2 protein-coding genes are annotated in these 1,750 nt (G+C 31.2%); both read left to right on the top strand.

Annotation, left to right across the window (positions count from 1 at the left end):
- The first annotated feature begins 419 nt into the window (after positions 1-419).
- Complete coding sequence (locus FOT98_RS28830; RefSeq protein WP_000041618.1) at positions 420-1,283, top strand: helix-turn-helix domain-containing protein; 864 nt, start codon at positions 420-422, stop codon at positions 1,281-1,283.
- A gap of 53 nt (positions 1,284-1,336) precedes the next feature.
- Positions 1,337-1,690: a VOC family protein gene (locus FOT98_RS28825; RefSeq protein WP_000449611.1), complete on the top strand. Its 354-nt coding sequence runs from the start codon at positions 1,337-1,339 to the stop codon at positions 1,688-1,690.
- Positions 1,691-1,750 lie beyond the last annotated feature (60 nt).

The following is a 1,750-nucleotide window of genomic DNA, read 5'->3' as shown; positions in this document are numbered from 1 at the left end:
TCTTAACAGCCATTTCCACTTTATCTTCTTTCTTAGTAGGTCTCCCACCTTTCTTTCCTCTTGATCTTGCTGCTTGAAGACCAGACTTTGTTCGTTCAGGGGTCCCGCCAACCAAATGACATAAAACCCACGTTAAGACATTTTTTGGAATTCAAATCCTTGATTTAGGTACGCTAAGGGTTGTAACTAAAATGAATATTTTTGCTATAGACGGCAATATTAGGGTGAGTACCAGCGAAGCTGTCACCATTTGCAATAAGGATACGTTAAGATTACAATAAGTTGTTTAAGTTTAACACTTACAATACGCATATCCACCGTACTGTTTTAGATTGATAATATATATTTTCATACTTAGATTCCATTATTATGTATAATAAAGTTAAAAAAATAATGACGCCACTTATGGAGAGTGTATTATGTCAAAAAATGATTCTACCAATTTCGTTTTACATGCAAAAAGTGACCAATTTTACTGGGAAGGAATTGGCCAACTGTCCATAAAAACATTTTCAAATGGTAAAGCCCATTATAAGACTAATAAAGGCATGTTTGCTGTTGAAGAAAGTAGATACCTACTCCTTAATAAAGGTTCATACACAATTTCAATTGATGAAACGAAGGATGTGGAATCTTTTTGTATTTTCTTTAAAGATGGGTTTGAAGCCGAGGTCTTTAATTCATTAAAAGAAACAAACGATAATCTTCTAAACGATCCATTTATGGATACGAGTTCTATTGTTTTTTTTGATAAAACCTATCATAAAAATAATACTTTATCTTTTCAACTTGAAACTTTCAAACATATTTTACCTAGTCTCGAAATTAATTCTGTTGGTTATGAGGAACAATTTCATAAGTTAATGCAATATATTTTGAATGAACATTTTAATACATACAAGGAAGTTGAATCTTTAAGTGCAATAAGGACCTCTACACGTGAAGAATTATATAGAAGGATATGTATAGCCCATGATTACATAAGAGCTTATTATGACAAAACTATTAAATTAAATGACATTGCACGAATTTCTTGTCTATCTCCAAATCATTTATTAAGAACATACACACAAATATATGGTAAAACTCCTCATCAGCATATTTCAGAGTTTAGAGTAACAAAAGCAAAACAACTATTATCAGAATTAAGTAATAATATGACCGATATAACCTTTAAACTTGGATTTCAAAATCCTGTATCCTTTAGCAAAATGTTTAAGCAACATGTTGGCATATCTCCTAAAGAATATCGAAAAAAGGTGATATTGGATAAGAAAAATTAGGTAAAATAATTTATCCTTTTAATAATAAGATATTTTGAAGGGAGCAAATTTTTATGGAAACTAATATAATCCAAAAAATTGGACAAATTGGAGTACCTGTAAAAGATTTAAATAGAGCACTAGATTTTTATAAAGAAAAATTAGGTCTCTCACTTTTGTTTAACACTAATAGTATGGCATTCTTTGAATGCAACGGATTGCGTCTCATGTTAACACTTCCAGAAAAAGAGGAATTCGCTCTTTCAAGTTCAGTAATTTATTTTGAAGTAAATAATATTAAAGATACTTATGAACGCTTATTAGGTAAAGAAGTTACTTTTATCGACGAACCACATGTTGTAGCTAAAATGGGACAAACAGAAACATGGATGGGTGTTTTTGCCCATCCCCCCGAAAAGGTGGAATAAGGAGTACCTCACTGAAAGATTAGGGAAGTACTCCTTAAACATCGCTTACTCTGTTTCCGA

This window comes from Bacillus sp. HY001, assembly GCF_007558965.1.
Taxonomy (GTDB): Bacteria; Bacillota; Bacilli; order Bacillales; family Bacillaceae_G; genus Bacillus_A; species Bacillus_A mobilis.
Note: the sequence above shows the minus strand (reverse complement) of the source record. Positions and strands in the feature narration are given on the sequence as shown.

What these genes read in the sequence shown, in the direction of transcription:
- FOT98_RS28825 (WP_000449611.1), top strand. Translation starts at nt 1,337, where the DNA reads ATGGAAACTAATATAATCCAAAAAATTGGACAAATTGGAGTACCTGTA.
- FOT98_RS28830 (WP_000041618.1), top strand. Translation starts at nt 420, where the DNA reads ATGTCAAAAAATGATTCTACCAATTTCGTTTTACATGCAAAAAGTGAC.